Here is a 24,573-nt window from a genome sequence, read left to right as displayed (position 1 = left end):
CACTATAAGCTTCTTAGATTGTGGCTATTTTGAAGGTTCTGGATTCGGTTATAACTTATTCAGCAACCCTACCATCATTTCCTCAAAATAAGCGCCGTTGTAAGGGCCAAACCAGTTCATGTCACGGGTTTCGTAGGTCTGGCGGTTGTAATATTTATCCGGAGTAACATAGCCAATATAGCCGCCATCGAAACTGGTAACCATCAGGTTAACGCCTTTTTTAGCCGCTACCGGTTGTAATTCCGCCGAGAGTTCGCCCGAAAAATCGCAGGGTGTGCCGAGCAGAACGGTTTTGCCGATGCGCAGGGCTTTCAGGTCGGAGGGGTAGTCGCCGTAAATGGCGTAGAACAGCCACGGCCGAACGCGCCAGTTGCCAATTACGCGCGGATGGGGTTCGCGCAAAGCCATCGGCAGAGTCAGAATTTCCAGCGTACTATCGGACTTAAACGACATGCCCGGCACGGTGCGCTCGATGCGAAGGGCCAGATCGCCCGCGTAGTTTCGAATTTCCTGAAAGTCGGTTTTGCCGCGCGCTTCGGGACCAGTACTGCCAACGGCTCCGGCCATAAATACCGCAAAGTCGGCCGACTTCTTCTCCAGCCGATCCACCAGCGAACCCGGATAGTCGCGGCTGAGGTAATTCCACATGCTGTCTTCGAAGAGAGTTGCGTGGCCGGCAAACGTGCACAGCAGCGCCGATTCACCCGATTTTTTTTGCAGCTTCAGCAGCCGGATCATGCCGTCGAGCGGGCCCGTTGGACCCGAAAAACCAATGCGGTTGTAGATGTGATCGGTTGCGTCGACCTGCCCAAAACCGACCGTTGCCGGGGCCATATTGGTCTGAGCGTTCCGAATGGCTGTCAGTACGCCGTCGGTAATCAGGGTTACGATTTTTTCGTCGTAACCGCCAGCAATCAACTGACCAACTAGCCCCGGCGCCCAGCCACCGATGGTGTTGTGCGAATGAATAGCGCCCATGTACATATTCTCCCAGCGCAGTCCCACTTCGGGCAGGCGTTTTTTGAGCGCTTCCACAACCGTCGGGGGCGTAATCAGGACATCCAGACCGACCATCGCTACTTTCGTACTACCGTTGTCGAGCACAATCGCACGGGCAAAAATAGAGTCGCTGATCACGTGCCAGTGCTTGCCGCGTCGGGCGCCGTAGCCGCCGGTTGGAGTTGTATAGGCTGGGGTTATATTCGCTTTGGCCCAACCGGCTTGTATGGGTGTTTTGGCTACCGGAGGAGCCGGAAGCTGAGCCAGTCGTTGTTTCGTTTGCTGGTAATAGGGCATCTGCTGATACGGCGTTTCATCGACCGGCGCCAGGCTGACGGCCAGGAACAGAAGGATGAATACCACGAGGCCTAACAGCACTTTCAAAAAAATACGCAGGAATTTCATAGGAACGACGCCGTAAGAGCGGATTTACACGCAAGCAACAAAAAAACGGTGGTACGGAAAAGCAAAAAGGCACCGGAGAAAATCCCCGATGCCTTCCACATCACCCTGCCGGTTTCCCGGCCTCCCTATTAGATCTTCAATATGTTTTTTACCGGAAACGGTCTGGTCGTTGCCAATGCCGAATCGCTGATCAGTAGCTTATACAATTTTATTGAACCGTCCGACTTTGTCCAGTTCGACACATTTACGAAAAACCGCTGAGTCTGGATTTCTTTTTTTTAACAATGTTTGCAATTTTTTTGAATAATATACAAAAAAGTCTCGAATTTATATAAAATGGGACTTTTAAAATAACGTATAAAGGAAAAAGTAATTACTGCCGCGCTTATATTCAAGCTTAAGACGGCTCCGCATCAGGCGGGTAGTTCCGCAATTTTGCAAATAAATGTGGAAAAGGGCGGGCCCATCGTACCACTGGCTCTCATCGTTTCCCTACCAACGGGACCAGTTAGAAAACTCTCGAAATCAGCCCTCGACGACCAGTCGAAGAGTAGAACCAATTGGTTAGGTTCGGTCGATGAGTACACTTGTGTCCGCCGACAACCGTGCCGGTATCAGGCTTTTGCTCCCTGCATTGTAAAAGCAATGGTGAATTTGGCGTAATCGTCAATGTGAATCTATGCCAGAATATGAATCATAGAGATCGGGCTTATGTGAATAGGCGCAAAGGTGGATCGGTTTTTCGGTCATGAGTGCCAGACTGCTTTCAATTGCCTTTAACCTATCGTTAATTGTAAAATCAACGGCTCGATTGCGGGCAGAAGAACGGTTCAACAGGGTAATGGCTCATTTTGTCGCTGACAAAAGCAGACAGCCGGTAAAACGCTTGTGAACAAATGCTCAAACGTAGGGTTCAACCGCTACACTCAACGAAAGAAATCATGATTCAAACCGCGCTTAAAGCCTTTCAGATGGGCATCGTGGCAGGCATGCGTAGTATGACCGCCCCGGCGCTGGTCAGCTACAAACTGTCGCAGACAAAACCTGAGCCGCTTACCGATTCAAAACTTCATTTTCTCACATCCCCAAAAGTGGCAACTGCGCTGGCCATCATGGCCGGGGGCGAGTTGATTGGTGATAAAATACCCGGTGCGCCCGACCGCATCGCTCAGCCGCAAATCTGGGGACGCATTGCTTCGGGGGCGCTGGTGGGCGGAGCCCTGACGGAAGCTGACGGACAACCCGTTGCGTACGGGGCCCTCATCGGAGCCTTAGGAGCCACTGCTGGTTCATTTGCCTTCTTCTACCTGCGTCGCTGGCTGACTCACGAACAGGATTTGCCGGATTTGCTGGTAGCACTGGCCGAAGATGCCATTGCCATCGGCACAGGCTGGCAATTGATCAACGAAAGTCCGTCGGAAGTAGTGAATGAATAAAAAGATGCAGGCGGTGTATACAGGCGGTGCCACGGTTTAGAGCTGTGGCACCGCCTGTATACACCGCCTGCTCAACAGACCGGGTCGGAAACACCCGGGAATACTCTTGACGACGAATGAATCCGGTAATTTGACGAAACAGGTGCGCGCATTGTCTTATCTTTGTGGTTCTCTACGCTTCCTCAACTTTATAAAGGACGATTGGATGAACTCATCAGCAGGAGCTTATGCTGCCGGTTCACTCGCTCGCTCATTCACTCATTCGCGTATTACCAATGCAGGTTCTTAAGTTCGGCGGCACGTCGGTCGGCTCTGTGGAGAGCATCAAGCAAGTTATTCAAATCATTGAAAATCACCGTGGAAATGGCAATCAGATAGCCGTCGTGTTTTCGGCTATGGGCGGTGTTACCAACCAACTGATCGAAATCGGGCGGATGGCTACCACCGGCGAAACCGATTACATGGAATTGATTCGGCGGATCGAGGACCGCCATTTCAACGTCGTCAAAGCCCTGATTCCAGTTAAGGAGCAAAGTAAAGTTTTTGCTCACATTCGGGGAATTGTCAACGAACTGGAAGATTTGTTACGGGGGGTGTCGCTGATCCGAGAGCTGACGCTCCGGACCCACGACCTGATTACCAGCTTTGGCGAACGCCTGTCGACAACCGTCATTACCGAGTGCGTAAAAAGTCGGGGAATTCCGGCGCAGTTCTGCGACGCCCGAAAACTGATCAAAACAGACGCGCAGTTCGGGCAGGCCGAAGTAAACTATACCCTGACTAATCAGCTCATTCAGGAGTATTTCGCTAAAACGTCGGATTTGCAGATGATAACGGGCTTCATCGGCTCGACCGAAAAAAACGAAACCACTACCCTCGGGCGCGGTGGATCCGACTACACGGCTTCCATCATTGGGGCTGCGCTGAATGCCGAAGTGATCGACATCTGGACCGACGTGGACGGCATGATGACGGCCGATCCGCGCAAGGTGCCGAACGCGTTCAACATTCCGACGATCACCTACGCCGAAGCGATGGAGCTAAGCCATTTTGGGGCTAAAGTGATTTACCCGCCCAGTCTGCAACCGGCTTTTGCCCGTAATATTCCGATTCGGGTGCTGAACACATTTAATCCGACCCATAACGGTACGGTGGTTAGCCGTACAGCCGACCGGCGTCAGTATACGATTACGGGTATATCCAGCATCGACGACATTGCCCTCGTCAACGTGCAGGGATCGGGAATGATCGGCGTAGCGGGGGTATCGGCCAAATTGTTCGGGGTGCTGGCGGCTCACAAAATCAGCGTCATTCTGATTTCGCAGGCCTCTTCGGAGCACTCCATCTGTTTTGCCATCGACCCGCGGGGCGCTGAAAACGTGAAAGCGATTCTGGACGCGGAGTTTGCCGTTGAAATCGAACACGGTCATATCGACAACATCGTCATCGAACGCGACCTGTCGGTTATTGCCACCGTGGGGGAGGGCATGAAGAAAAGCTCCGGTATTGCCGGAAAACTTTTTTCGGTGCTGGGCAAAAACGGGGTCAATATCGTGGCTGTCGCGCAGGGGTCGTCGGAGATCAATATCTCGGTGGTGATCAACAAAAACAACCTGTCGAAGGCGCTCAATGCGTTGCACAACATTTTCTTCCAGTCCGAAGCGCGCGTACTGAACCTGTATCTGGTCGGTACGGGCCTGATCGGTAAAACCCTGCTGAAGCAGATTTTCGACCAGTCGGAATTTCTGCGTTCGGAGAAGTTGCTGAAAGTATGCGTGGTGGGGATGACCAACACCAAGAAGATGCTGCTCGATCTGCAGGGCATTTCGCTCGACGGCTGGCGCGAACGCCTGCTGACCGAGGGCGTTACGACGTCGCTGCCCGCTTTTGTCGAAAAAATAAAAGATTACAACCTGCCTAACTCGGTCTTTATCGACTGTACCTCGGACAAAGACATCGTTCAATTTTATGAGTCGCTGCTCGACGCCAACATTTCGGTGGTAACGCCCAATAAAGTAGCTAACTCCGGTCCCTACAGCGAATACCGGCGTTTGCAGCGAACGGCCCTGAACCGGGGAGTGAAATTTCTGTACGAAACCAACGTCGGCGCCGGTCTACCGATCATCAATACCGTACAGGGGTTGATGACGGCCGGTGACCGGTTTCTGAAAATCGAAGCGATTCTGTCGGGGACGTTGTCGTTTATTTTCAATACGTTCCGGCCGGGTATTTCCTTTGCCGATGTGGTCCGGGAAGCGAAGGAAAAAGGCTATACCGAACCCGACCCACGCGACGATCTGAGCGGCCAGGACGTAGCGCGTAAGATCCTGATTCTGGCGCGTGAGGCCGGTTTTGCCCTAGAACCGGAAGATGTGACCATTGAAACCTTATTGCCCGAATCGTGCCTGGCGGCTCCAACTATCCCCGCCTTTTTCGACGAGTTGGAGCGTAATAACGATTACTTCGAAGATCTGCTGAAATCCGCCGAAACGAAGGGCGAAAAACTGCGGTTCGTGGCTAGCTTCGAGAACAACAAAGCCATCATTGGCCTGCGACCCGTAGGGCCAGAACACCCCTTCTATCAGCTTACCGGGGCCGATAACATCGTCTCGTTTACTACCGAGCGCTATAAAGACCGACCGCTGGTGGTGAAAGGGCCGGGTGCGGGAGCCGAAGTGACGGCCTCGGGTGTGTTTGCGGATGTGGTCAGCATCGGGAGTTACCTGGCGTAAATGCTAGAGATTTACCGGAAAACCGCTGAAAAATCGTAACTTCGTGAACGACAATTTGCCATTTTTCTGTGATCGCCGACGCCCAGTCACAAGCTCTTATTGAACGTATCCGCGACATCGGTCACCCTGAAGCCATCCGCCGATTTTTTGGATTGCTGAAAGAGCTGATCGACATCGTGAACCTGCCCAACGGCGATGCCCGGCTGGCGTTTGTGGTCAGGCAGGATAAATCGTCGATTGTGGCGAGCGTCAACTTTTTTCAGGCACTTCGCATTCAGAAACCCCGTCGGGGCGAAGTCGAATACCACCTAACGGTCAAGAAAGCCTGCTACGACCGGCTTAAAAGCATTGAAGAACTGGTGCCCGAACCGCTAACCGAAAAGTCGGATTATTTAGCCGTCATCATTGGGCAATCCAACGTTCATTTGCTGTTCAACCCAACGCTCCGAACCTGCTGGGAAGACTGTCTGCTCGAACTGGTTGAAACCAGCAAGCGCGGCCCGCATTCGGCCCGGCATAACCCCGACATTTATCAGGCCGCCGAAGACGAAGCTTTTTTAAGTGATTTAATCCGGCTGGCCGACGACCCCGCGCTGGGCGAGCGGCTTCTGAACGGCTATGCTGTCGAAGAGCCCGAAGCCGCCTACGAACCCGAGCCTGCTTTGCCGGATCAGCCGCATAATCTGATTCTATTCGGGCCACCGGGCACGGGCAAAACGTTTGCCTTACAACCTTACCTGCACGACAGGAATGCGAGCCTGATTACGTTTCACCCCTCGTACAGCTACGAAGAGTTTGTAGAAGGAATTCGGCCGGAGGTGCTTGACCGACAGATTATCTACAAGATCAATAAAGGCATTTTCTACAAAGCCTGCCTGTCGGCGATCAATCTGGCGGGCTACGCTACGCTGGCCGATTGCGTGAACGATTCACCCGAAAATCGTAGCCAGAAGTTGAAGAAAGCGCCCCCCTGTTATCTGCTCATCGACGAAGTTAACCGGGCCAACGTCGCCAGTGTTTTTGGCGATCTGATAACGCTACTGGAGGCTGATAAGCGGCTGGGGGCTGAAAACGAACTCTGGGTAACCTTGCCCTATTCACGGGAAAGTTTCGGCGTGCCGCTGAATCTGTTTATTGTCGGTACTATGAACACAACCGACCGGTCGATTGCGCTTCTGGACATTGCCTTACGGCGACGGTTTGCGTTTCGGGAGATGCTGCCCGATCCGGCCGTACTGGGTACGATTGAGGGCGTCGATCTGAGTCAACTGCTCCGAACCATAAACGAGCGCATCGAGTGCCTGCTCGACCGCGATCATCAGATCGGCCATGCTTACCTGACTGGCGTCAAAGCCTATGCCGATCTCTGCGACGCTTTTCGGAACCGGATTATTCCCTTGCTGCAGGAATATTTCTTCAACGACTGGGCTAAAATTCAACTGGTGCTGGGCGATAATCCGGCCTGGGGCAAAACCCCCGACCATCGGCTGATTCGGGTCAAAAAGAAATATACCGCGTCGACGGCGACCAAACTGTTTGGTGAACTGCCGGAGGTTCTGGATGAAGTGGTTACCTACGAAGTGAACCCACAGCTCCAGCAGGGTGCGTACGACCAGATACCGGCCGACGCGTTTGTGGCAATCTACCAAAAGCAGTAGAGTGGCTGGGAAGTCGCTTTTTATACGAATGATCAACCTAGCTTCTTAGCCGCCTGCCTTATGAAAGCACTCGTTCTAACCGAATACAATCATTTCGATCTTCAGGATTTACCTCAGCCAGCCATACGCTCCGATGAAGTACTTGTGCGTGTTCAGGCCGTAGGTATCTGCGGCTCCGATGTACACGGCATGGATGGGAGCAGCGGCCGCCGAATTCCGCCTATCGTGATGGGCCACGAAGCATCAGGAATCATTGCCGAAGTAGGTTCCGACGTGCGCGACTGGGCAGTTGGCGACCGCGTTACCTTCGACTCGACTGTCTACGCGCTCGACGACTGGTACAGCCGCCGGGGTCAGTATAACCTGAGCGACGGTCGCGAAGTGGTGGGCGTATCGACTCCTGATTTCAAGCGACAGGGGGCGTTTGCCGAGTTTGTAGCTGTGCCAAAGCACATCCTTTACGCAATTCCCGACAACGTTAGCTTTACCCAGGCTGCGCTGGTCGAACCGGTGGCCGTGGCGCTCCATGCCTTGAGTCTGACACCAATTCAGGTCAATGATTCGGCGGTGGTAGTAGGGTCGGGCATGATCGGTTTGTTTATTATTCAGGCCCTGAAACTGGCGGGTTGTGGTGCCATCATCGCCATCGATCTGGACGATGACCGGCTCGCACTGGCGCAAACGCTGGGGGCCACGTACGCGATTAATGCGCGTTCGGGCGAGGTCGCCAAACAGGTACAGGCGCTGACGCATGGACGAGGAGCCGACGTTTCTTTCGAGGTGGTGGGCGCGGGTCCAACGGTGAAAACGGCGATTGACTGCGTTCGAAAGGGTGCAACGGTCACGCTGGTGGGCAATCTGGCACCAACGGTGGAGATTCCGCTGCAGGCGGTGGTTACCCGGCAGTTGCGACTACAGGGTTCCTGCGCCATTAATGGCGAGTACGAAGCAGCTCTGGCGCTGATTTCATCCGGTCGCATCAACGTCGAAGCGATCCTGAGCGCCGAAGTACCACTCGAAGAAGGAGCCGACTGGTTTAAGCGGTTATACGAAAAAGAAAAAGGGCTGATTAAAGTCGTGCTAAAACCGTAATCTCATCGGGCCGGTTCATACTGCGTAAGCTGGTTGCCGGTCTGTAATTCGAGTCGATCGGCTTTCAGGACGGTAATGGTAGCCTGGTCATTTCGGCTACCGGCGCAGCAGGGTGTAGTTATAACGCCCCCATCCCGGCGATAAACGACGGTGCTGTCGAGCCGATATTCTGTATCATAATACGCATCGGTATCATACTGCACCCAGGCGGCATCGCCAACCCGTTTGCTTTGAAAGGGATGCCAGCGCTTGTACAGTAACTCTGCCGGACCCACGGAATCGTCACGCCCGCACGCACCGGTGAGCCATACCGTCAGCACCGTAAGAAGCAAGCTGGTTTTCATTGAAGGGAATAAAGTTGTGATAGGGCAGATTTCCGCTCGCTCTACCACAACTTCGGTAAGCCAGATCCTATTTTTTAGTCAGGGATACGGTTGGAAAACGGCGATCCCGCGGTTATTACCGAAAACAACCAGTTGAGTTGAGGTTAGGGTCGTGATGGTCCAGTGATCATCCATCATCACGCAGCTCACCGCGCTACAATCAGCCCTGGGTACATCGTCGGGGATCGTAATGGAGGCCACATCCTTGAAGTCCAGTACACTGTCTTTCCGGTTGAACACAATTGGATTGCAGCAAATTGCATAGCGCCCGTCGGCTCCGTATAGAATGGTTCCGTTCGATCGGAACGTCAGAATATTGGAAGGATTAGCCGTAATCGTGACGGGTTTTCCGTCAAGCGTTGTCATCTTCGTTAACTGCCAGGTGCGGTATAACAAATCAGGATCGACGTCCTGATCTTTACGACAACCGACCAGCCCTAGCACTAATAGGGAAAAGCCAAATACCAATCGTTTCATATCTTTCGTCGTTTTTTTGAGTAGATGACTCCGGTTGGGCGCATTTCGTTGGAAGACCCATAAATTTATTATGCCAACCCCTCTTCGCATTGCCGTCATCGGCCCCGGTAAAGTCGCGCATTTGCACGCAAAAGCCGTTTTGCAAACCCCCGACACCGAGCTTGTGGCCGTCTATGGACGAACGTATCAGAAAGCCGAAGATTTCGCTAACCAGTATAACATCCGGGCGTATAGTGATATCTACGACATGGTCGACCGGGAAAACGTAGACCTTTGCCTGGTTTGTACGACCCACCCGGCCCACCGGGAGCCCACCGTGGCCGCTCTCAAAGCGGGATCACACGTTCTGGTCGAAAAGCCGCTGGCGTCGTCGCTGGAAGACTGCGACGCTATGATCGAAGCTGCCCAACAGAGTAACCGGTATCTGGGTACCATCAGTCAGCGCCGGTTTTATGCCCCCAGCCAGCGCATTCGGCAGGCAATCGACTCCGGAAAAATCGGCAAGCCCGTACTCGGTACGATTCAGATGCTGGGCTGGCGCGATGAAGCCTACTACAGAAGCGATGCCTGGCGGGGTACCTGGTCCGACGAGGGCGGGGGCGTGCTGGTCAATCAGTCGCCCCACCAGCTCGATCTGCTGCTGTGGTACATGGGCGAGATAGATGAGGTGTACGGCGTCTGGCGCAACCTGAACCATCCGTATATCGAGGTCGACGATACGGCGCTGGCAATCGTGAAATTTAAAAATGGTGGGCTGGGCAACATCATCGTGAGCAACTCACAGAAGCCCGGTATTTTCGGTAAAGTCCACGTTCACGGTCAGAATGGCGCATCGGTAGGTGTGCAGACCGACGGCGGAGCATTGTTTATCGCCGGGATGTCGACTATTACAGACCCACCCGTCAATGACCTCTGGACGGTGCCGGGTGAAGAGTTGTTACTGAAGCAATTCGTCGAAGAAGACACCGCGTTCTTCAACACCATCGACGCTACGGTGTATTACTTTGGCTTGCAGATTGCCGAGTTCCGCGATGCCATTCGCGAAAATCGTCCCCCATCAGTTACGGGTGAAGATGGCCGTCGGGTTGTGGCGCTGTTTCAGGCCATTTACGAATCGACCCGCACGGGTGCAGCGGTAAAATTGTAATACCGACCGTCCTGGTCGGATGTGAGACTACTATGTTCTACACACCCGACCGGGATGGACGGCATTCCTTAGCTTGGGTCCGTTGGCGGAGTGCTGGTGTTATTATCGCGCTCAGTTCGCGGATAGGGGAAGAAGTTCCGGTTCCGTTCCGATCCGGCGGCTCCAGGACCAGGTCGCCCAAAGCGCCGGCTATCTTCGAGACGAACTCCGGTATAGGCCAGCTCGATATTACGGTTCCGCAGGATTTCCAGCAAGATCGCATCCTGAGTTTGAGCACCGCTATACGGTGGCAGAGCAGCCCCTAACCCGAAGGCATCCGTAGCGGCTGTCTTTGTAAGCACTTTGTTCAAGGCCGTTACCGCGTTAGCCAGGTCGTTTTTGCGGGCGTACGCTTCGGCCTGAATCAGCAGGATTTCGCCGGGCAGGTACACCGGAATCGGCGCACTGTTCGACGTGTAGAAGCCGGTTCCCAGATTGGCTTTGCTGTTGGCGGTTTGCGTGTAAAAACCGATCCGTTTGTCGGCCGGGTCGGGAGCCAGCGCCCCCGTCAACCCCAGGCTGACATTAGTTGGCGCAACGACGTTTACGTTGCCGAATGCGTAGAAAAAGATCGGATTCCGGGAGTTGTCGTCGAAATTAAACACCGATTTCTTTGTCAGATCGACCTTGGCGGCTGCCGTCAGGGCTTTATCGTAATCACCGGCAAAGATGGCGTACCGGGCAATCAGCGCCTGCAGCGTGTTCGGAATGTCGATGCCCGGCACGATTTTGCTCGAGAAGTTGGCCGATACAGGTGCCGAAGCTACCTGGGTAGCCGCCGACTCAAGCGATGCAATGGCTTCTTTCAGCAACTGCGCCCGATCGACAAAAGGCGAGTTGTCCTGCGAGACGATGGGGGCCGACTGGAAAAATTCTGCCAGTGTACCGAGCGCTAATGCCCGGAAGATCGATGCGTAAGCGACAATCCCACTTTTCGTGCCCGGATCGTTCACAACGCCCGTATTCGCCAGAACCAGGTCGGCATTCGCCCGGACCAGTTGGCACTGGGTCCAGATCGTACGGACAACCCCGTTCGAATTGGTCACGTTGGCCTGCCCCTGCTGCAAAGCAAATTCTTCACCGTTTCCCTGATTCAGCACCACCAGTTCGCCGGTGGTCAGGCCACCACCTGGCACAACGCTACCGATGACACTGCCTCCTCCGCCTACCGTAAAGCGGTACTGAAGGCTATTGCAAACCGTAATCAGGCCATCAGCCGAGCCAACAACCTGAGGCTGGCTGGCCGTACTGGGGTTCAAATATTCCTGCGTACAGGCATTCTGCATCAGCAGCAGGCCCGATAATAAGGACGTGATAAGGTATTTTTTCATATGAATAGTAAGAATAAGTCGATAGTCATGTTGTTGGTGCGTAGGCATTACGAACTAACAACTCGTCACTATCTACTATTTTAGAATGTTGCCGACAATTTAACCTGATAAGTACGCGGAATGGGCACGTTCCCGAAATCGAGCCCGCGGAGCAGATCGTTGGTGCCGCCGGCGTTGGTTTCCGGATCGAAGCCGGTGTAGGTATCCCACGAGTACAGGTTACGACCGATGAGCGAGACATTGATGTTGCTGACCGACTTGATGAGCTTGGGCAGTGCATAGCTGAGTGAAACTTCCCGCAGTTTGGTATACGCTCCGCTCTCTACGCGCCATTCTTCGGTGTTGTAGATCGCGAAAATATAGCCGCGTTTGATCTCGCCTTTCAGCTCTTTCTCGACGTAATCGCCCATGCCGACGCCCTGCCGGGTGCGCCGGTCGGCGTTGAACACATCGACACCCTGAACCATATCCAGCAGAACGTGTAGCGTAATTCCCTTGTAATTCAGGTTAGTAGTAAACGAACCGGTCCATTTAGGGTTTGGGTTGGCAATGACAATATTCGCCGTTGGGAATTTCGTATCCGGTTGACCTTCAGCCGTACGGGCCTTTACAAAATCCGTCGATCCAACCACCTGCGAAGACGCTCGCTCCGACTGGGGAAATCCATATTCTTTCGTATAGATCAGGTTACCGTTGTCATCGCGGGCATAGCCAGTTCCGTAAAATACGCTGGCTGGCTGGCCCTGAAGTAAGTACGGTGCCCCGGCGGGCGACGAGATAGCAATGGCCGGGCTACCCAATGACAGTACCTTGTTGCGGTTGCGGTTGAAAATAGCCGTGAAATCCCAGGTGAAGTTTTTAGTTTTAACCGGCACCACGTCCAGCACCACTTCCAGGCCTTTGTTTTCCATCGTTCCTACGTTATTGACGATACTCGACCCGCCCGACGAAGGAGCCAGCACGCGGTTGACAATCAGGTCTTTGATCTGCTGGTTATAAGCCGTAACCCCCAGGCCAATCCGGTTATTGACGAACGAGACATCGATACCTCCTTCCAGTTCGGCCATGCGCTCAGGTCGTACCAGCGGGTTGGCCAGCTGTGAGCCGGGCAGCAGGGTGTTTTTACCCAGATACGCCACCGGCGAGAACTGGTAAAACCGGCTGTAGGAACCGACCCCCGACAGATTACCCGCTTCGCCATAGCTCAACCGGAGTTTCAGACTGTTGACCTGTTTGTTGAAGTCTCCGTTTTTCCAGAAGCCCAGGTCCGATACGACAAATGATCCGCTAACCTTGGGATAATACTGATTCGTAACGGAGGGTGAAAATTTGGACGACTGATCGCGACGGACAGCACCAGTCAGGAATGCCAGATTGCGGTAGCCCAGGGTTGCCTGCAGAAAATAACCACTCAGGTTGAACCGGTCCAGGCTGTAATCGGCCAATACGGTCGTACTCGAAGCTCCTCGCACGGTTTCGATAAAAGGCGCGAGATTCTGTCCCTGAGAGGTAGAGTAATCGGACCGGAAATACTGATAGTTATACCCAGCCACCGCGTTCAGCTTAAACTGCTCGCTGAATTGACGTTCGTAGCTGACGTTCAGGTCGGAATTAAGCTGAAATACCGTATTGTTGCCCGTTGCCGAAAACCCGCCCGGATACAGGTTGGCTCCCAGTGAAGCCTGAGCCAAGTAAGGGTAGGGACGAATGTAGTTTTGCCCGACCTGCCCGTAGGTATCGACGCCCAGAATGTAATCGACACTCAAGCCCTTGAGGGGCGTCAGGTTCAGTTGAATATCGCTGATGGTGCGGTTCACCGATTGGGTGAACTTCATGTCTTCGATGGTCGACAGTGGGTTCACGCGGGGGCCTTCCACGGCCTGCAGGTTGCCCGATGCATCGCGCTGGGTAATGTCGTAGATATTGTTCAGAATAGTCACCGAGTTCATCGGGCTGTAGAACACGTTGCCGTTGGCTTTTTCGTTGGAAAAGCTGTTCACGTAGCTTAGCCCTGCCGATAGCTTTGCCCAGTTGGTCAGGCGTTGATCCAGGCGGGCACGCAGGTTATAGCGCGTGAAATCGGTGCCTTTAATGATCCCTTCGTTTTTCAGATAACCGAACGAAACGTAGTACTGCGTGTTGTCGCGCCCACCCGAAATCGAAATGGCATCGTCGGTCCCGTAGCCCGTCCGGAAAATCTGGTCGAAGTAGTTGTAGCGCGGAACATTATCGACCACGTTCGAAAGCAGAAAGTTTTGGGTTCCGTCCCGGGTGATTGGCAGAAAAGTCGTTGCCGGATTTAGTGCAATCGCAGCCTGTTGAGCGCTGGCATTGTTGTACGTATTGATTGGGAAAAGCCGTTGCTGTGCATTTCCGAAGGTTTTGTTGTACAAATTGACCGGTACGCTTTTTCGAAGTTCGTTGACGTTGAACGAGGCAGAGAAAGTAACGCGCGGAGCCCCCGTCGACCCCCGTTTGGTGGTGATCAGTACGACCCCGTTGGCGGCCCGTGAGCCATACTGCGCAGCCGCAGCCGCCCCGTTGATAACGTTGATACTGGCTATATCGTTAGGGTTGATGTCGGCTAGTCGGTTCGTTCCCGGTTGCGCCGACCCAATCTGGTCAGCCACGGCCAACTGCGATACGTTGGCGCTCTGGTTGCTAATAATAACCCCATCGATGACATACAACGGATCGGACGAGCCCGATAGTGACTTTACACCGCGTAGCCGGATGGAAATCGAGCCTGCCGGATCGCCGGAGTTTTGCGTAATCTGCGCGCCGGGTACTTTCCCCTGTAGCGAATTCAACAGCCCCGCTGAGCCCGTCTGTTGAATGTCAGCTGCTTTGATCGTGCTGATGGCATTACCCAGTTCGCGTCGGGTAGTCGTGATGGTCGAGCCAGTAACCACTACTTCATCCAGATTGGCAATGTCTTCTTTTAACGTTACATTCAGCGCAGCCGGTGAGCTGGCCGTCAGCGTCTGCATAACGGGCTGATAGCCGATCGCGCTAAACCGCAGGGTATTGTTTCCGCCATCGGCGGGGGTGAACTGATAGTTGCCATCCACGTCGGTAACTGTGCCGACATTCGTTCCCTGAACCTGCACCGTAACGCCGGGAATACCCGCACCGTTGGCATCGGTCACTCGCCCTTTGACCAGGCGGGTACCCTGCGCAAAACTGTCTGTACACAATAAAAGGGTTAACCAGAGCATCCACAGCAAGTGAATACGTTGGCTAACAGGTCTGTACCTGTTGTCCATAAGGCAGTAGTAAAAGTTGGTAGATACGTGAAAATTAAAAGAAAATTAATGGGAAAGATAAGAATAAAAACGGCCTAAAGACGACGGAGTGAATACGGTTGTTGCATAAATGGCAAAATGCCTTTTTTAGTAAATTTCAATCTTCGATAAGTCCCATGTGTTTTACGATCGACCACAACAGGCTGAATTAGTCGCTTTGAGCGCTCTGTTGCCCAGGCACAAACCGCTAGAAAAGTATTACGTCTTTCAGGTAATCACCTGGCTATACGTAGAAAAAAAGGATTATTGTTTGGAGGCAGTAGGAATGCAGCTTCAGCAGTCGAGCCATAGCAAAGAACAACCCCTCATCGGAGAGGTGTTCCTTACGCATTCGGTCATGGACAAAAACTAAATTTCAGCCCTCCGTAGGAGGTCGCTATAAATGGCTAAAAAGGCGGATTCACATGCTAGGGTACTGCCCAGGCTGCGCTGCGCTTTTGTTTCAGCAATGCACAAAAGCGGGTTGAGAACGGATTAGCAAAAAGGGTGCAATTACGACGCCATCACCGGAGTTCTTCTTACGCGGGCAACGGCGTCGATGGTTATCGTAAGGCCTTTCGGATGACTTCTTCGACGGTCAGGTTCGGTTCGGCAGTTAATGTTTCATCTACACTTTTCTCGGCGGTCGGTTTAGGGAAGCCCAGTGCTATAAGAGCCGCCAGTGACTCTTCCCGAACCGGGTTGGCCGCCTGTTGCCGGTATGTCGGACCATTGGGAACGACTCCCGCCCGTTTCATTTTATCGCGCAGCTCAAGGATAATCCGTTGGGCGGTTTTGGCCCCAATTCCTTTGATGGCCTGCACAGCCCGAACGTTTTCGCCCAGAATAGCTAACCGTAAATCACCCGGCTGCATGGCCGAAAGCATGCCCAGCGCCGTATTCGGTCCTACGCCCGATACGCCGATCAGATCCAGAAAAAGCGATTTCTCGTCGGCGCTGACAAAGCCGTACAACGACTGCAGATCTTCCCGAAATAAGTGATGAATGAAGAGTTTGATGCGCTCGCCACCGCCGGGTAAAACGGAATAGGTGTGGAGCGAAATATGAACCAGATAGCCTACACCGTGAACGTCGATAATGGTATGTGTCGGTTCTTTGTACGACAGAATTCCGTCTAAATAAGCAATCATTCGTGCGTTGAAAAAGCCTGTTCTTAAGGCCGTTGTCTACTGTTAAAGATACGAAAAACCCACGACTTTTGCGTTAAAAATCGTGGGTTGTTTTAGGTGTTTTGCACTTGCCGAAACTGGTTTTACTGGCCTATCAACCCACAATCAGCTTTTGCCCTGGCCGGAGCGAATTGCTACGGATGTGGTTCATTTTTTTAAGCCGGTCGATGGTCAGCCCGTCGTAGCGCTGGGCAATATTCCAGAGCGTATCGCCGTCCTGAACACGGTGGTAGCGGGGTTTATACTGTTTGGTTTTGGCAATGGCTTCGACTTTTTTACGCCGTTTGGCAGTTCCCTGATCGGCCAGCCGCTCAGAATGTGTTTCCGCTACTTCCTGCAGTAAAACCAGCTTCTGACCCTGGTGAATGACGGTGGAGCGCAGATGGTTCCAGCGTTTCAGGTCATAGACTTCGACATTGTAGCGGTCGGCAATTTCGTTCAGATTATCTTTCTTCCTGACGACGTAAACCTGCTTACGAGGTCGGCGGGTCACCACTGTTTCCAGATCTTCTTCCGGCTCATCGGCCGATTCGGCTACAGCGAGTTGGGTCTTCAGGGCTGGAGCTTTACCCGTAGTCTTATCTGCGCTGGCAGTCAGCTCTCCGGTAGCTTCGCGGCTAATATTGGCTAACGGGTTCGTGCCCAACGCAGCCCAGGTGCCCATCGAGTCGGCTCCATAGCGGATATCTTCCGTCTGAGCCAGTAGGGTATGTTCCATTTGGGAGGGCAACCGACCAGCTGAATCCAGAATAGCCTGCCGATGGCTGGTAAAATAGCTATACTGCTGCCGTGGAACGCGCAAAGGATAGCGGACCGTGTGCGGAGGCAAAATTGTCGTTGTAATCGCCGGATTCATCTTCTGCAAATCGGTCAGCGCCATGGTACTGTGTCTGGCGAAGGTTTCCAGGTTGAAATACCCTGAAATATGAACCGTATCCATTGGTATCGGGTACTCATACTTCTCCGCGAAAATACCGTGGTCATTCGCGTAGTTCATGAGATACGTAAACGCTACGAACTGAGGCACATACCCACGGGTTTCTTTGGGCAGCGCATCGTAGATGGAATAATAGGTATTACCCCCCGACCGGCGCATGGCGCGCTTTACCGCGCCGGGACCGCAGTTGTAAGCGGCCAGAGTCATTTCCCAATCGCCGAAAATAGCGTACAGATCGCGGAGGTATTTGCAGGCCGCTTCGGTTGCTTTGACGGGGTCCATACGCTCATCGATGTAATCGTCCTGATACAGCTTCAGGTCGCGACCGGTGCCGGGCATGATCTGCCACAAACCACCCGCCCCCGAATGTGATACCGCGCGTGGAGTCAGGGAGGATTCAACGATGGAGAGGTATTTTAACTCATCCGGAAGTTCGTATTCGGCCAGCATCCGTTCGTAAAGCGGGAAGAAGAGTGGCTGGCGTTCGAGCATTAATTTGGTGATGCTCGGTTTGCGAAAGGTAAAATAATCGATATACGACTGAACCGCTTTGTGGTAGGTTAGCGGAACATCTTTCTGAAGTTTGGCCAGCCGTTCGCGGAGCAGGCTGTCCGGTACGGTATTAGCAACAATAAGCGTGTCCTGATTTGGACTGAAGCCGGGGAGTGGCTGAGGTTCGGAGGAAGGTACTTTTTCGGCGTGAGCCATCATTGTCAGACCCAACGCTGTACTTAACAGGCCTGTTCTGAGCAAGCTTAGGTTCAGATACTTCATGCGATCTTCGGTTAGGTTCGTTACATCGTTAATGAATAATGAATAATGAATAATGAATAATGAATAATGAACAATGAATAATTAGTGCGACATGCCTGGTACGGTACATTATCCATTATTCATTTTTCATTATCCATTTCTCGCGTTATCCATTATTCATTCATACTCTCCAATAGCTTCGCAAAGGCGACCAGCTTTCCTTCCGCGAAAGGTGGGGCCAATGCCTGTAACCCAATTGGCAAACCGCTGGCGTCGGTGCCGTTGGGAACGGATATGGCCGGGTAACCCACTACATTGGCCTGCACCGTAAAAATGTCGGCCAGGTACATCTGTAGCGGATCATCGGTTTTTTCGCCCAATCTGAACGCGGGTGATGGCGTGGTTGGCGATACTAAAAAATCGTACTGTTCGAACAGCCGTTCGGTTTCCTGACGAATCAATCGTCTGACCTGCTGCGCCTTCGTATAATAAGCGTCGTAGTAGCTGGCGCTCAGGGCAAACGTACCGAGCAGGATTCGCCGACGAACTTCGGGACCAAACCCTTCCGTCCGACTTTTTTTGTACAACGACAAAAGGTCCGGCATGGATATGTCCGAAGTGGATGTATTCGCTGTCACACTTCTGTACCCGTACCGGACACCATCGAAACGCGACAGATTCGAAGAAGCTTCGGCGGTAGTCAGGATATAATACGTGGGTAGCAGATAATTTAAAAGCGTCAGATCGACCGGTTCTACCGTGTGGCCTGCTTGTTGCAGGGCACTGATCTGATTCTGAGTCGATTCTCGTATGCTTTTGTCGACGCCTTCGCTCTCGACGCCTTCCCGAATGTAAGCAATCCGCAAGGGACGATCGGGTAATTGAGCGGTATTGTAAGCATCGACGGGTTGGCTCGATACGGTGCTGTCGTAATCATCGGGGCCCGCCATAATCTCCAGCAGTAAGGCGGCATCTCCGGCATCGTTGGCAATAGGGCCAATGCAATCGAAAGAGGAGGCATAGGCGATCAGTCCCCAGCGACTTACCCGCCCGTAGGTCGGTTTAAGGCCTACGACGCCACAAAACGCGGCTGGTTGCCGAACCGAGCCGCCCGTATCGGACCCGATAGAAGCCAGACACAGACCCGCCTGAACCGCCACCGCCGACCCCCCACTCGAGCCGCCCGGCACGCGGCTCGGATCGGCTGCATTACGGACGGGGCCAAAAGCGGAGTTTTCGTTGGAGGATCCCATGGCAAACTCATCGCAGTTCTGCCGACCGATGATAATCACATCTTCGTCGAGCAGCCGCTGAATAGCCGTAGCGGTAAATTGTGCGGTAAACTTATCGAGAATCCGGCTACCCGCCCGAACGCTGTGGCCTGCGTAGCTCAGTACGTCTTTGATACCGATAACCATACCAGCCAGTCGTCCGGCAGTTCCGGCGGCTAGTTTCTGGTCGACAAGAGCGGCCCGCTGCCGGGCTTCATCAGCGTAGATTTCGGTAAAAGCGTTCAGATGCTGGTGTTCATCGATGCGGGTGAGGTATTGCTCCACCAGTTGGCGGCAGGTGATGGCACCGGTAGTGAGGTCGGTCTGTACAGAGGAAAAGCTGCGGTAAAGGATCACGGTAGTCGCTTAGTGTTTACGGCTTGCCGGGAGAACGGATGCACTATTCAGGACAACAGCTTATTCACCAACAGCCACAAACTGGAAACTAATAAAAACAGACAATCAGACGGCCCCTGGTCGAGACCGTCTGATTGTCTGTATATTGAACAAGAATTTATTTTTCCGACTCTTTCAGACCTTCTTCGATATTCTCGCGAACGTCTTTCGTAGCGTCTTTAAATTCCTTGATACCTTTTCCGAGTCCCCGAGCGAGTTCGGGAATCTTTTTAGCGCCGAACAATAGGAGCAGTGCCAGGAAGATAAAAACCATTTCCTGACCGCCTAAACCCATAATTGCAAAAATACTTGCCGAAATCATGATTACTGGGATTTGAATGTATGCAAAATTAACAAAAGTCTCTTTTATAATCCTATTAAAACGTAGTGAAACTTACGTACCAGCGACCAATTGGGTTTCAGCTTACTCGTAAAAAAGTTGACGGACGTCTGAAAACCAACCCTTTGGCTTAAAAGCAAATGCTTAGCCGATTTTAATCGTCTGCGCGGCACGAGGGCCACCTTCGCCCGGCTCGGCCGCGGTCATTTCCCACTGCCGGAATTTTTCGATATCGTCTTTGATACCGCTAAACAGCCAGAGCATCAGGGCAATATCGTCGGTGATGCCCACGATGGGTAAAAAATCGGGCAACAGGTCGATGGGCGAAACAAAATAAATCAGGACGGCAATCACCCGAATCAGGGTTTTCCAGGGCAGCGCCCGGTACTGACCTGACGTATAGGCTTTTAACAGACGGGTGACAAGGCCCAACTGCTCCCGAAAAGCGGCAATATTAGCTCCCGACAGACCGCCCCCTTTCTCGATGGCATCCTGAATGAGACCTAGCAAACTGCGCGTATTCCGGGCATAACGAACGGCTCCAGCGTTGGCTCGTTTAAAAAAGATCGAGGATAAAATTCGCCCGATAAGATTACTATTACTGGTTGATTTCTTCTCTGCCATGCTGAATGATGCCCACGTATGAAAGCAAACAAGGGTTGATATCTAACAAAAAATTCGAATACTACATAAACAGCGTAACCGGACCAGAAGTTTAATTCGAATGGGTTGGTTTGTCTTGAGCCAGGTCCTTACTTTTGCGCTCGCTTGATAACCTTTTAATTCTGAATACCCTATGAAAGTTACTGTAGTAGGTGCCGGGGCCGTGGGGGCCACCTGCGCTGACAACATCGCCCGCCGGGAACTCGCTCATGAAGTTGTGCTGCTCGATATCAAAGAAGGCATCAGTGAAGGCAAATCGCTCGATATGCTACAGGCATCGACGCTGCTCGACTGCGATGTGAAACTGACGGGCTCGACGAACGATTATGAGAAAACGGCTGGTTCCGATGTCGTTGTCATTACATCAGGTATTCCTCGTAAACCCGGTATGACGCGTGAAGACCTGATCGGTATCAACGCTGGAATTGTGAAGGGCGTAACGGAAAACATTCTGAAACATTCACCCGACGCCATTTTTATCATTATTTCCAACCCGATGGATACGATGACGTATCTAGCCCTGAAATCGTCGGGATTGCCTAAAAACCGCGTAATTGGCCTGGGGGGGGCGCTGGATTCGGCCCGTTTCAAAACCTACCTGTCGCTGGCGCTCAACTGTTCGCCCAATGATTTGCAGGCATCGGTAATCGGTGGTCACGGCGACACGACCATGATTCCGCTGACGCGTCTGGCGACCAAAGCCGGTGTGCCGGTGAGCCAGTTTCTGGATGCCGAAACCCTGAAAAAAGTAGCGGCCGACACCATGGTCGGTGGCGCTACCCTGACGGGTCTGATCGGTACGTCGGCCTGGTATGCGCCCGGAGCCGCCGGTGCTTATATGGTAGAAAGCATCCTGCGCGATCAGAAGCGGGTGATTCCATCCTGCGTACTGCTGGAAGGCGAGTACGGTCAATCGGATATCTGCCTGGGGGTACCGGTCGTACTGGGCCGCAATGGCTGGGAAGAAATCATCGATTACAAACTGAACGACGAAGAGCAGGCGGCTTTCAACAAATCGGCCGATGCCGTACGGAATATGAACGGTGTGCTCAGCACGCTGAATCTGTAATCCCAATAAGCATACACTCATCGAACGGCTCCGTAAATGGAGCCGTTTTTATTGACGGTAAATAAGTCATTCGCACCGAATCTTTCGTCTCATATGAATTTTGCTGTCGCATTTTAAATTCATTCTATCTAATTCATGAAAACAACGTTTTTATTCACACTCCTCGTTTCCAGTCTGCTCGGCACGGCATTCCGTAGCGATTCGCTGATCGCACCACCAACCGATGATTTCGCCACGGTATACGTCTATCGGGGTGGCCAGTTTTTAGGCTCGGGGATCAACTACAGCATTTTTGCGAATGGTGAAAAAATCTGTAAGCTCAGCAACAACCGGTTTCTGGAGTACAAGGTTAAACCCGGAAAACTGGCTCTAACAGCCCGAAACGGCGGGGTAGAAGTGTTCAAGAAAGAAACCGGCCTCGATCTGGACGTAGAAGCAGGAAAGAAGTATTTCGTCCGGGGCGACATCAAATCCAGCATTACCCGCGCTCGTCTGGAACTGTCGGAAGTAACGGAAAACACGGCCAAGCGCGATATGAGCGGCATGACCGTAGACAACTGTCAGGAAGCCCTGACTAAGTAATGAGCCTTTCCATACTGATAGTAAGAAGCCTTTCCTACTATCGGTATGGAATCTCATATTAAAATTTATCGCCTTTATGGTCTCGAATTTTACTTGTTAAGTATACCTGTTCTTTGTTTTTACGATAAATATCTTTTGTATTGTGTGGTCTAATTATTCCATTGTGTACATATGATATTTTTTGTACGATCCCTGTTCTTTCTTACGCTAGTTTTTAGTTTTTCCTCCTGTGCCCGTCGTGAGCAGGCGTTGTATCAGCGAGCTCCGCACGAACAATTTTCCCGCGTTAGTACCCTTGCCCCAACACCCGTCGAACCAAGTCGCTCGGTATCCGATTCCGCTCAGTCAGTAGCAGTTATTGCACCTGTCGACATGCTGGCTTCCACCAGTGAGGAGATACCGAATGAGCAAACAAAGCCAGTCTGGCATACCCAACCGGTTCGCACGTCGGCAACCGAAAAAACGATTGCCACTCAAACAAACAGCCACCTCAAAAAGGCACAATTACGCAAACTGATTCTGACGAAAGCCGTGACCGAAGTTCCCGGACAGACAAGTGGTTTAGCCATCGCTGCGCTGGTTTGCGGTATTCTTAGCTTCTTTCTGCTGGGGATCGTTCTTGGGCCGCTGGCCATTATTTTCGGAGGGGTGGCTTTGTCGAAAATTAGAAAAGAGCCTGGCCTAAAGGGCCGGGGGATGGCCGTCGCTGGTTTAGTATTGGGTATTGTGGCGACTGTGATTCTGCTGGTCGTGCTAGCTGCCCGTTGATTAAATGCAACGGGTTTATCCATGGCTCTTACTAAATAAGCGAGGCAAAAATCTCCATACTAAACGGATGGGGATTTTTGTGATCCACCTTATCGGCCAGCATCGTTAAATAAATACCTGATATTGAAGGGTTAACTGACCGCGACGGCCACCGGCCGAAAGCTGCGACGAACCAGAAGAAGGTTCGTAGTAAGGCCGATTCTGATAGTCGAGGGTCAGTTTGCCGTTATGACCCTTTATCAGGTAATTCAGCCCAATGTTATAAACGCCGAGCGTGTTGGTAACCCGCCGATAATTTGCAAGCTGTGCCTGTATATAAGGCATAAGGGTTCCATTGCCAGACCCGAACAGGTCTTGTTTCATCAGATAGCCGAACTGCCCGTAAATAACGCTACCGGTGCCAAACATGGGAAAGGCGTTTCCCTGGGTACCGCCCAGCGCACCCGGCCGCTGGGCAGCCACGATATCGCTGCCGGGGTTCATCGCTCCATTGAATCGAATGTAGTTCTGCCCGTAGTCGGTATGAAAATAGCCGAGGTAAGCGTTGATTGCCGTTCCGTTGGCTTTGTTCAGCGGCATATCCAGAAACGAGGCTACCGACCACAGATTCATGTTTTCGTAGACCGTATCGCCGGGAGCGGCCACGTGCACCATGGCGTTCTTCTGGGTGATAAAACCCGCTTCGAGGTTCAGGATTTTTCGGGCACCGAGGTACGTGCCGGTGTTATAACCCGGAGCCGTATGGGTTTCCTTATCGAAGAACTGCCACATAAATAAGCCCTGAAATTGTTTCTCATGACCTTTCAGAGCGAAAATAGAATTCGGTCCGTATGTTGGTAGCGCAGAACCGTTGGTTTGAATTGGAAACGGATCGCTCAGGGCAAGGCGGTAATCGAGATGGCCGACCTGGCCGCGGGCATAGATACTCAATTTGCGGGAGAACTGGTCGGTCTGGTCAACGGTTGCCTGCGCGAAGACGGGTACGTCCAGACTCATGATAGATGATACACTGGGTGCGCTAAAGCGGGAGAGACCGTTCACGATGGTCAGACCAGCCCCCAAATTCAGGTAGTTTTTATTTTTGAATACCAGATATTCGCCTACGGCGTCGTGGAAAAAAGCCTGGACTTTGCGCTGCGATGAGGCCGTCTGATTGAAACCACCGTTGAGGTAGTTGAAGTTGTTCATCCCAAACTGCATGTACAACAAAACATGGTCGCTGAGCTGGCCATACAACTGAATGCGGGTCCGGCGCAGACCGATGGAGAAGGTATTGTCTTTAGGAACGCCGATAACCGTGGTTCCTGGGTTGCTCTGATTGAACTGAAGCCAGGCCTGGTTCAGGAAAGTCGCTTTGAAAAAGTGGGTGCCCGATTCGTTTAGGTTATAGCGAAGTTCGTTTTTTTCGGCGGTCGGTTTAAGGGCATCGGTAATGGGCTGTTGAGCAAATGCTGACTGACAGATCATGAGCAAAGCGCCTGCCCAGCCAACCTTGGAAGAAATCATACTAGTGTCGTTTTTGGTATCGGCACAAAACTAGTACTGGCTAAGTTAATTCTAGCTTTTCTTGCCAAGGCAGAAACCTGGCACAAATCATAGCACCGCTTACGGGGTAACCTGA

Annotated in this window: 19 protein-coding genes; 8 read left to right on the top strand and 11 right to left on the bottom strand. The window is 52.4% G+C overall.

What is annotated here, in order from left to right; translation table 11 throughout:
- Window positions 1–48: 48 nt before the first annotated feature.
- Window positions 49–1,404: a neutral/alkaline non-lysosomal ceramidase N-terminal domain-containing protein gene (locus ACYVC2_RS29315; protein ID WP_461108699.1), complete on the bottom strand. Its 1,356-nt coding sequence runs from the start codon at window positions 1,402–1,404 to the stop codon at window positions 49–51.
- A gap of 941 nt (window positions 1,405–2,345) precedes the next feature.
- On the opposite strand from ACYVC2_RS29315, the gene ACYVC2_RS29310 reads away from it, so the two are divergent.
- From ACYVC2_RS29310 to ACYVC2_RS29295, 4 genes are all read left to right on the top strand, one after another.
- Window positions 2,346–2,840 (top strand): DUF4126 family protein, encoded by a 495-nt coding sequence (locus ACYVC2_RS29310; RefSeq protein ID WP_461108697.1) that lies wholly within the window; start codon window positions 2,346–2,348, stop codon window positions 2,838–2,840.
- A 275-nt stretch (window positions 2,841–3,115) separates the two neighbouring features.
- Entirely contained in the window at window positions 3,116–5,572 is a 2,457-nt protein-coding gene (gene thrA, locus ACYVC2_RS29305) for a bifunctional aspartate kinase/homoserine dehydrogenase I (RefSeq protein WP_461108695.1), read from the top strand.
- A gap of 68 nt (window positions 5,573–5,640) precedes the next feature.
- Window positions 5,641–7,230: an McrB family protein gene (locus tag ACYVC2_RS29300; RefSeq protein WP_461108693.1), complete on the top strand. Its 1,590-nt coding sequence runs from the start codon at window positions 5,641–5,643 to the stop codon at window positions 7,228–7,230.
- 60 nt (window positions 7,231–7,290) lie between these two features.
- Window positions 7,291–8,322 (top strand): galactitol-1-phosphate 5-dehydrogenase, encoded by a 1,032-nt coding sequence (locus ACYVC2_RS29295; RefSeq protein ID WP_461108691.1) that lies wholly within the window; start codon window positions 7,291–7,293, stop codon window positions 8,320–8,322.
- A 2-nt stretch (window positions 8,323–8,324) separates the two neighbouring features.
- Here ACYVC2_RS29295 and ACYVC2_RS29290 read toward each other — a convergent pair whose 3' ends face one another.
- Together ACYVC2_RS29290 and ACYVC2_RS29285 are read right to left on the bottom strand one after the other, a co-directional pair.
- Entirely contained in the window at window positions 8,325–8,666 is a 342-nt protein-coding gene (locus ACYVC2_RS29290; RefSeq protein ID WP_461108689.1) for a hypothetical protein, read from the bottom strand.
- A 78-nt stretch (window positions 8,667–8,744) separates the two neighbouring features.
- A complete protein-coding gene (locus tag ACYVC2_RS29285; RefSeq protein WP_461108687.1) occupies window positions 8,745–9,182 on the bottom strand; it encodes a hypothetical protein in 438 nt (145 codons plus the stop codon).
- Between the two features lie 70 nt (window positions 9,183–9,252).
- Between ACYVC2_RS29285 and ACYVC2_RS29280 the strand changes: the two genes are divergently transcribed.
- Window positions 9,253–10,329 (top strand): Gfo/Idh/MocA family protein, encoded by a 1,077-nt coding sequence (locus ACYVC2_RS29280; RefSeq protein WP_461108685.1) that lies wholly within the window; start codon window positions 9,253–9,255, stop codon window positions 10,327–10,329.
- Window positions 10,330–10,397: 68 nt separating this feature from the next.
- On the opposite strand, the gene ACYVC2_RS29275 is transcribed toward ACYVC2_RS29280, so the two are convergent.
- The 7 genes from ACYVC2_RS29275 to ACYVC2_RS29245 all read right to left on the bottom strand — a co-directional run bounded on the left by ACYVC2_RS29275 (window position 10,398) and on the right by ACYVC2_RS29245 (window position 20,494).
- A complete protein-coding gene (locus ACYVC2_RS29275; protein WP_461108683.1) occupies window positions 10,398–11,699 on the bottom strand; it encodes a RagB/SusD family nutrient uptake outer membrane protein in 1,302 nt (433 codons plus the stop codon).
- Window positions 11,700–11,779: 80 nt separating this feature from the next.
- Window positions 11,780–14,917, bottom strand: a complete 3,138-nt coding sequence (locus tag ACYVC2_RS29270; RefSeq protein ID WP_461108681.1) for a SusC/RagA family TonB-linked outer membrane protein — start codon at window positions 14,915–14,917, stop codon at window positions 11,780–11,782.
- A gap of 629 nt (window positions 14,918–15,546) precedes the next feature.
- The gene (gene ruvA / locus ACYVC2_RS29265) at window positions 15,547–16,134 is read right to left on the bottom strand and encodes a Holliday junction branch migration protein RuvA (protein WP_461108679.1); all 588 of its coding nucleotides are present in this window, start codon (window positions 16,132–16,134) and stop codon (window positions 15,547–15,549) included.
- A gap of 133 nt (window positions 16,135–16,267) precedes the next feature.
- Window positions 16,268–17,884, bottom strand: coding sequence for a lytic transglycosylase domain-containing protein (locus tag ACYVC2_RS29260; RefSeq protein ID WP_461108677.1), 1,617 nt, complete (start codon window positions 17,882–17,884; stop codon window positions 16,268–16,270).
- A 152-nt stretch (window positions 17,885–18,036) separates the two neighbouring features.
- The gene (gene gatA / locus ACYVC2_RS29255; protein ID WP_461108675.1) at window positions 18,037–19,491 is read right to left on the bottom strand and encodes an Asp-tRNA(Asn)/Glu-tRNA(Gln) amidotransferase subunit GatA; all 1,455 of its coding nucleotides are present in this window, start codon (window positions 19,489–19,491) and stop codon (window positions 18,037–18,039) included.
- A gap of 157 nt (window positions 19,492–19,648) precedes the next feature.
- Entirely contained in the window at window positions 19,649–19,852 is a 204-nt protein-coding gene (locus ACYVC2_RS29250) for a Sec-independent protein translocase subunit TatA/TatB (protein WP_461108673.1), read from the bottom strand.
- A 162-nt stretch (window positions 19,853–20,014) separates the two neighbouring features.
- Window positions 20,015–20,494 carry a YkvA family protein gene (locus ACYVC2_RS29245; protein WP_461108671.1) on the bottom strand — a complete coding sequence of 160 codons (480 nt, stop codon included), beginning with the start codon at window positions 20,492–20,494 and terminating at the stop codon, window positions 20,015–20,017.
- A 172-nt stretch (window positions 20,495–20,666) separates the two neighbouring features.
- Here ACYVC2_RS29245 and mdh point away from each other — a divergent pair, with 172 nt between their 5' ends.
- The 3 genes from mdh to ACYVC2_RS29230 all read left to right on the top strand — a co-directional run bounded on the left by mdh (window position 20,667) and on the right by ACYVC2_RS29230 (window position 22,952).
- Window positions 20,667–21,602 (top strand): malate dehydrogenase, encoded by a 936-nt coding sequence (gene mdh / locus ACYVC2_RS29240; protein ID WP_461108669.1) that lies wholly within the window; start codon window positions 20,667–20,669, stop codon window positions 21,600–21,602.
- A gap of 135 nt (window positions 21,603–21,737) precedes the next feature.
- Window positions 21,738–22,184, top strand: coding sequence for a DUF2846 domain-containing protein (locus ACYVC2_RS29235; protein ID WP_461108667.1), 447 nt, complete (start codon window positions 21,738–21,740; stop codon window positions 22,182–22,184).
- Between the two features lie 171 nt (window positions 22,185–22,355).
- Window positions 22,356–22,952, top strand: coding sequence for a DUF4190 domain-containing protein (locus ACYVC2_RS29230; RefSeq protein WP_461108665.1), 597 nt, complete (start codon window positions 22,356–22,358; stop codon window positions 22,950–22,952).
- Between the two features lie 105 nt (window positions 22,953–23,057).
- Here the strand turns inward: ACYVC2_RS29230 and ACYVC2_RS29225 are convergent, their stop codons facing one another.
- A complete protein-coding gene (locus tag ACYVC2_RS29225) occupies window positions 23,058–24,458 on the bottom strand; it encodes a hypothetical protein (RefSeq protein ID WP_461108663.1) in 1,401 nt (466 codons plus the stop codon).
- Between the last annotated feature and the right edge of the window lie 115 nt (window positions 24,459–24,573).

The sequence above is a fragment of the Spirosoma koreense genome (genome assembly GCF_054777875.1).
This window is presented reverse-complemented; position numbering and strand designations above follow the sequence as displayed.